This is a genomic window from Microcystis sp. M_QC_C_20170808_M9Col (genome assembly GCF_007095495.1).
Classification (GTDB): Bacteria; Cyanobacteriota; Cyanobacteriia; order Cyanobacteriales; family Microcystaceae; genus Microcystis; species Microcystis aeruginosa.
In genome coordinates, this window is sequence record NZ_SFBZ01000323.1 from 20,042 (window position 1) to 27,598 (window position 7,557).

General features: G+C 44.3%; 4 protein-coding genes. 1 reads left to right on the forward strand and 3 read right to left on the reverse strand.

Translation table 11 applies throughout. From position 1 onward, the window contains the following. Positions 1 to 48: 48 nt before the first annotated feature. Positions 49 to 2,448 (forward strand): ATP-binding cassette domain-containing protein, encoded by a 2,400-nt coding sequence (locus EWV68_RS20610; protein ID WP_287170890.1) that lies wholly within the window; start codon positions 49 to 51, stop codon positions 2,446 to 2,448. Positions 2,449 to 2,655: 207 nt separating this feature from the next. Here EWV68_RS20610 and msrA read toward each other — a convergent pair whose 3' ends face one another. The 3 genes from msrA to EWV68_RS20625 form a co-directional block, all read right to left on the reverse strand. Then, the gene (gene msrA / locus EWV68_RS20615) at positions 2,656 to 3,318 is read right to left on the reverse strand and encodes a peptide-methionine (S)-S-oxide reductase MsrA (RefSeq protein WP_287170891.1); all 663 of its coding nucleotides are present in this window, start codon (positions 3,316 to 3,318) and stop codon (positions 2,656 to 2,658) included. Between the two features lie 133 nt (positions 3,319 to 3,451). Then, positions 3,452 to 5,104 (reverse strand): DUF6930 domain-containing protein, encoded by a 1,653-nt coding sequence (locus EWV68_RS20620; RefSeq protein ID WP_287170892.1) that lies wholly within the window; start codon positions 5,102 to 5,104, stop codon positions 3,452 to 3,454. Positions 5,105 to 5,179: 75 nt separating this feature from the next. Then, positions 5,180 to 7,255 (reverse strand): caspase family protein, encoded by a 2,076-nt coding sequence (locus EWV68_RS20625; RefSeq protein WP_287170893.1) that lies wholly within the window; start codon positions 7,253 to 7,255, stop codon positions 5,180 to 5,182. Between the last annotated feature and the right edge of the window lie 302 nt (positions 7,256 to 7,557).

The window sequence follows — 7,557 nt, forward strand, 5'->3', positions numbered from 1 at the left end:
TTAGCTTCTTACTGTCCCCCGCGAACGCCATCTACCGATCAACTTTTTATGACCAATTCTCCCAACATTAAAACGGTTATTAGTCAAGAACCCTACATTATTCTTAACAATCAGGGAGAATTTCTCCCTTCTATTAATCTGAGTCGTCCTAATTATAAATTGGGGCGGGATGGTCAACAGGTGGATTTAGTTGTTCCCCAACACTGGACGGTGGTGAGTCGAGTACAAGCTTGTTTTCGTCGTCAGGGAGATGATTACTATATCTACGATGGAGACGGGACTAATCCTAGTTCCAATCAACTTTTTATCAATAATCGCGTGATTACTCCCAAAGATGGCTATCTTTTACAAAATGGGGATGAGATTCATATCGGTCAAGATGTCAAAAATTCGGTCAAGATCACCTATTATCATCCTAACCAACCAGTAAAAAGCCCACCTTTAGCTTTTAAATCGGTTTCCCTAGGCAATCGCAGTGTAGTTTTAGGACGAGATAATGCTGCTACTGTGGTTTTAGACGCGCCGACAATTTCCCGACAACACGCGATTATCGATAGCGATAACCAGAATCGTTATATTCTCTACGACAAAAGCACCAATGGAGTCTTTATCGACGGAGAAAAAGTATCGGGTAGTGCCATTTTAACCAATGGTTGTACGGTGAGAATCGGACCCTATAGTTTTCGGTTGCAGGGAGATGACTTAGTTTTATTAGATACGGGGGATAATATCCGTCTGGATGCCGAAGATATCGTCAGGATGGTGCGGGATAAAAAGAAACGACCGTTGATAATTCTCAATCATATCTCCTTACCGATCGAACCGAGTCAATTAGTGGCGATTGTCGGGGGAAGTGGTGCGGGAAAATCGACTTTCTTAAAGACTTTATTAGGAATTGAACCCACCACCTCGGGAACTGTTTATCTGAATGGGGAAGAGCTGCGCCAGAACTTTAATATCTATCGCACCCAAATCGGTTATGTTCCCCAATACGATATAGTTCACAGGGATTTAACCGTGGGAGAAGTGTTATATTATGCTTCTAAATTAAGGCTACCTCCCGATCTTAATTGCCAAGAAGTGATCGAGAAAACCCTACAGCAGGTGGAATTATTAGAAAGAAGAAATACTTTAGTCAGAGACTTAAGCGGTGGTCAGTTAAAAAGGGTGAGTATTGCGGTAGAATTATTAGCCAATCCCAAATTATTCTTTTTAGATGAACCCACCTCGGGATTAGACCCCGGTTTAGATAAAAAGATGATGGAATTGCTGGCAAAATTGGCCAAAGAAGGTAGAACAATTCTCCTAGTTACCCATGCTACTAATAATATCAATCTCTGCGATCGATTAGTTTTTCTCGGTCAAGGGGGCAATTTATGTTATTTTGGTTCTCCGGGGGATGCCTTAAATTTTTTCTCTTTACCTCAGGGGGATTTTGCCGATATTTATATTCATCTGGAAACTAGCGAAAAAGTTGAGCAAGAATGTCAACGTTTCCAACAATCCGACTACTACAAAAATAATATTGAAGCAAGAATTGGTAAAATATTTCAGCAAAATAATAGTAAACCGCAACAGGTTCAACAATCTTTTTGGTCGCAACTACAGGTCTTATGTCAACGGTATAGCCAGTTAATTATCCGCGATCAGGTTAGTTTAATTTTATACCTATTAACCGCCCCGATCGGAATTTTATTAATGGCCATGGTTTTAGGGGACAAAGATCCTTTATTTTTGGGGGATAATCCCAGTTTTGATCGGGCTATCGAATCGGCAACTTTAGCCTTAAAAACTCTCTTTGTGTTCACCTGCGCGGAATTATGGGTAGGTTTTGCCTGTTCCCTACAGGAAATTGTCAAAGAATCGCCAATTTATCAGCGAGAAAGATTAGTTAATCTGGGATTATTACCCTATTTATTCTCAAAAATTCTGGTTTTAGCAGCCTTAGCTTTTCTGCAAACAATTGTAATTACCTGCGTGATATTTTGGGGATTTACTGACCCGCAACCAGAATTAATGACCTGGTTAATTGGCTGTTTTATTACCACATTTTTAACTATATTTGCGGCGATTAATCTCGGTTTATTAATTTCTGCTGGTGTTAGTAATATCACTCAAGCAAATAGTGCCTTACCTTTAATTTTAATTCCTCAGATTATCTTTGCTGGGGTATTATTTAGCTTAGAAAGTTTGGGGAAATATCTATCATGGTTGATGATTAGTCGCTGGTCGATTGGTGCCTACGGGGTATTAGTAGAGGTGGAAGCTATGATTGCAGAAGCGAAAGAAAACAATGATTTTAAGCTCCCTTTACCCTTTGAGGATACCAATCAAGTTTATCAATTATCTATCAATAATTTGTTATTGAATTGGGGAGTATTAATTCTTCATTCCCTTATTTATTTTCTCCTTACCTATTGGTTGCAAAAAAGAAAAGATATTTTATGATCTGAATGATATAGCGGTTCTCACACCTGGGTGTGACAGTTAAACCTTTGCTGATTAGGCTTTTCAACATCGATAATGTACCTCTTGCGAACAGGAAACGCTATAAATTATGAATGATAAATTATGAATGATAACTGATAACTGATAACTGATAACTGATCACTGATCACTGATCACTGATAACTGATAACTGACTCCTAACCCTACTTAATTTAACTTCAGATCAAGAGCGATCGGACATTCCACTTTCGTTCCCCCTAAACCACAGTAACCGCCGGGGTTTTTCGCTAAATACTGCTGATGATAAACTTCAGCATAATAAAATTCAGGTGCGTCGAGAATTTCCGTGGTAATCTGACCGTAGTTCGCTTTATTGAGAGCTTCTTGGTAGATCGATCGGGATTTTTCCGCTAATTGCTTTTGCTGGGGACTATAGGTATAGATACCCGATCGATACTGAGTTCCCGTATCATTACCCTGACGCATTCCTTGGGTGGGATTATGACTTTCCCAGAAAACCTTTAACAGTTGTTCGTAGGAAATCACACTGGGATCATAGACCACTAAGACCACTTCATTATGTCCGGTCATGCCGGTACACACTTCCTGATAGGTGGGATTGGGGGTGATACCAGCCGCATAACCCACGGCCGTGCTGTAAACTCCTTCTAATTGCCAAAATTTGCGCTCTGCTCCCCAAAAACAGCCTAAACCAAACATTGCGCTTTCCATACCGCCTGGAAAGGGGGGCTGCAAAGGATGACCGTTAACGTAGTGGGCGCTAGGTACGGGCATTTTTTCCGATCGCCCGGGTAGGGCCTCCCTTGCTGTGGGCAAAGTTAATTTTTTTCCGAATCCGAATAACACCATAATAAGAATTTGTCCAGAAAGTTTTACCTTACTTTACATTGTCGCTTAATTTTAGGGATTTCAGTGATCAGATCAGAGTTTTCAGTTCACTGATTACTGTTCACTAAAAAAGCTCCGCCGCTGCCCATCAAAATTAACCAAAGTGAGGCATAAGAGTCAAAACTCCCAAGTCTAAATCTTTACTATCGATCGATTTTGCTTCGTAGAGGGCTAACATATCGTTTAATTGGGGATTACCGCAGGAGGAACCCGTTACCCCCATGGCAATAATCAAACCACAATAACCCTCGGTATTTTTGATGCGTTTTTGCCAATTGCGGCGAGCATTACGGTGGTCGGGATCATCTTGCTCGAATTCCCCAAACAGATAGAGATCACCGTTAGCCATTTTCAGAATCCCCAGATCATAACGGGTATCTTCTAGGGGATCTTCGCCGGGGTTAAAACCAATAGCCGCCAAACCGCCAGCTTGTTCGATTTTTTCGATAATTTCCTTGGCTTTCGGTCGGGAGGTCTGGATCATGACCACGGGGAAACCCTCTCCTTTTGTCGGTACGGATTGGGGTTGATAATGGATTTTTGGACGACTGCGAATTTTATCTAATAATTGCCAGGGAACCATTCCCAGACTGAGATGTGCATTATCAGGAACTAAATCCTCCTTGAGTACGGATTCTTCCTCATCATCCTCATCATCCTCATCCTCGTCGTCGTCCTCTTCCTCCAAGAGTTGCATAAATTCCGCACATAGATCGGGCATCGTGGCTACCGTCACCGCCACGGTTTCCCCTTTTGCTTGTTCGGGATCGAGGGAAATGCGAAAACGACGCTGTAATTCTCCGATCGGTTCTTCGGATAAAGCGGATTGATTGCCTTTAAAAAAGCGCAACAGAGCCATTAAAGCTAAATATACCGTGATTGCTTCTTCTTCATCTAAATAGGGGCGAATGCCTTCGTAGGGATGCACGCTGCCGAAAACTGGATGAATCTGGGAAGGGGCAGCCGAGGCTAGATCGTAGTCATCCTCATCATCGTCCTCATCATCATCGGCCAATTCGTAGCTTAAAAACCAGCAATCTTGGGAAAGAAAGGCTTTTTCTAATCTTTCCATCGATTTTTCTTCTAAAGCGGACTGGCGGAATTGTTTGAGGGATGCTAGGGAACGATAGAGAATGACTCCGTATTCCCGACCGAGCATTCCCATGACACAGGCGTAAAGATTCGGGAAATCGGGGCGATCGAGCTTAATTTCCAATATATCGTAGTCAGCTAAACAGGACCAGGGTTCAGCTTTCCAAATTTCGTGAGCGGTTTTCACTAAAGCGGACTGCCAAGTGGGAGGAATTGCCGGGGGGCGGTTATTTTGGAATTCGTCGAATCCGCGAAAGAGATCATCGATCAGGGGCAAACTGGGGACATAATCGATGGTGATATCGAGATCTTGCAGTACCCCGCGCAGAAAAAACTGTGTTTCTCGATCGCGGACGATAATTTTTTTCGGTCTGGCTGGCCGGGCGGGATTTTGGGGTGTTTCGATGGCGCGGATTAAGGTTCTCACCATGGCCTCTGGCCCGGTTTCAGGGGAAACTACTTCCATAGCGCGTACACAGCCCTCGCTACCGTCCACCCAGATCACGCACTCGCCGCCGCTTTCTTGATTTGGTTCTAGGGTGGCCCGGGGCATTCTCTCGGATAAGGATAAAGCACGACGATCTCCTTCCCAAACACTGGGAATTTGTGGAATTTTTTTGAGGCGGCTTTGGGTTGTCCGGGGCAGAAGATTCATCGGGAAATTTAGGGGTAGCTGTGTTAGGATTTTAACCTTTTCTTTTCAAGGATTCCATAGAATTATTCTATCGATTTAGTCGATAACTTGATAAATAAACCGGAAACCTGACCAAGTTCCTAGATCAAAGGCGTATTCATCAATTACACTGCCAGAACTATCCATTTTTAGACCTAAATCTAATTTTAGATCGCTCCAGAAAGCTCTGGCTATTTCTAGGGGGTTAGTCAGGGTGAGCAGTTGGGTGGCTTCTCCCTTGAGGCTTTGAGTGGCATTGAGAAGGGTCAAGGTTTTCGGGAAAGGATGGCGACTGAGGATCAGTAGATTTTCTCTGATGCCCTTGGGTTGACTAATTTTCCAATGCCCTTGGCGGTCATTGGGGATGGTGGCCTTGGTTTTGGCCGCCACGACAAAGGGGGCTAATGGGCTGGAATTGGTGAAATTATCGGGGTTTTCTGAACAGGAACAGTATAAAAGCGGTTGGCGATCGCTGTTGAGGACAAGGATCAGTGCGTAGAGGGGTTGTTCTTCTTGATTCTCGATTTGATAGCGAATTTCCGTACCGACGGGCAGAATTAAGTCGTTTTTAGCGGTATTAGTCCCCCTGCTACCCGCAATTTTTTGGGTTGGCACTGTGGAGATATAGGTTTGATCGAGGCTTTCGAGGGTGACAATGACGGCTAAACCGGAGGATTCTTGATTGATCAACAAGTGCCACAATTTGCAGGCCAGCAGGGTTTCTAGTTGCGATTGCAGTCGTTTGATTCCCGATTTAATTGCTTCGTTGGCTGCTCCTAAACTACCGATAATTAGGGAGCCATTGGGAGATAATAACTGATAATTGCCAGTTTCTTCGCCACCAACTCGACTTAAGAGACAATCTACCGTTTGTTCGCCAATGTTAACCACGGCGGCCACATCGGGCAAACTGGCAAAGGTACTGGTGGCATCTACCCGTTCAATTCGGGTTAAGTTACTATCCAAACCGACGATTAAGCCGATTTGACTCGGAAAAACCCGCAATTTTTCCTCTAGAATCTGTCCTATTTCTAGGGAAGCAGCCGGGGATAATAATTGCGCTTTGGCTTTTAAACCCTGACGGGAGAGAATTTGTAGGCTGATTTCCTCCCCGGTCGCCTCAATAAAGCTCAAACAGGAGTTAATTCCGTAATTTTCCAGGATTTCTAAGGGCAGGCCCACCAGATTGACTTCTAGGGTGCGTTCATCAATAAGATTTGTAACAATTGCCGCCCCACCCCTTGACGTTTCTGACGTTGTATGATATGGCGGGGCAGAATTATTTTTTTGATTACTGGTCAGGATTGCCGGTTGCTGTTGTTGACTGCTGTGACTAGCGACGAGATTACGGAGATGGGGAAAAGCGATCGCAATTGTCGGACTGGGGCAAGCTTGCCAGAGATACTGGGTGAGATCATAGGTGAATAAGCCAGCATTGGGGCTATTACCGCTCAATTCCAGGGCGATTTGCTCCGGTTTAGCGGCAGCGAGAATAACGCCGTTACTAGGCTTATTTTTGAGGTTAAAACGGGTTTTAATATCGGCAGCGAAAGTTAATTCGGCGGGGTTAGGATCAGTAATGGTTCTAGAATAGGAACGAATGCGGAGATTACCGAGATAGGGCTGAGGTTGGGGGAGATGACTACTATCAAAAATCAAGCTAAACTTATCCGTAGCTAGACAGCGAGCCATCAGCAGGATATTTTCCTTGATTAAAGCATTTTCTGCCCCATCAGCAGTAATAAAAACCTCTTTTCCGGCCCCAAGACTGCCATAACCGCTAAAGTGAAAAATGACCACATCCCCTGCCTTGGCTTGGGCGATCAGGTGTTCTAAAAAAGCCGATTTGATCGCTTCTCGACTGGCTTGTTGTCCCGTTAAAGTTACTATATCAGCATCCTGAAAGCCAAAACGATAACGGAGAAGGTCTTTTTGTAACTCCACATCGGTAAGACAGCCGGGCAGCGGCGGAATATTCGCCCCATACTGGTCAATACCGACTAAAAGAGCCAATTTTCGGGGATTGGGGGCGGCGAGAGCGGCCAAATGACGGTTAAGGGTCCCTTGACTAATCGCCAAAGTCAGCAACCCCCAACCTGTCTGCTGGATCAATTCTCGCCTAGTTATGTTCATCGAAAATTTTGGGTGGGAAACCCCGCCGTAGAACGGCGGCTTTACGTTAGAATTAAAAAGACCGTCTCGAAAACCAAGTGGGCGGACAGCACCTTGAAAACTCGGCTTAGGGAGTTCCGTTCAGAAAAGCTTGTCCGGGCAAAAAGTCGCGCGCAACAAGTACAAGAAGCGTTTAGTCAGAACCGTACCGTGGGACACACGGAATCGGGCTTCTGAAATGGGGCGAAAGTCTGTGGACTCTGTGTAAGACAGTACATGGTTTTTTAACTGTGGTATGCGACGGTGGTGGAAGCAGAAACTTA

What these genes read in the sequence shown, in the direction of transcription:
- EWV68_RS20610 (WP_287170890.1), top strand. Translation starts at nt 49, where the DNA reads ATGACCAATTCTCCCAACATTAAAACGGTTATTAGTCAAGAACCCTAC.
- msrA (WP_287170891.1), bottom strand. Translation starts at nt 3,318, where the DNA reads ATGGTGTTATTCGGATTCGGAAAAAAATTAACTTTGCCCACAGCAAGG.
- EWV68_RS20620 (WP_287170892.1), bottom strand. Translation starts at nt 5,104, where the DNA reads ATGAATCTTCTGCCCCGGACAACCCAAAGCCGCCTCAAAAAAATTCCA.
- EWV68_RS20625 (WP_287170893.1), bottom strand. Translation starts at nt 7,255, where the DNA reads ATGAACATAACTAGGCGAGAATTGATCCAGCAGACAGGTTGGGGGTTG.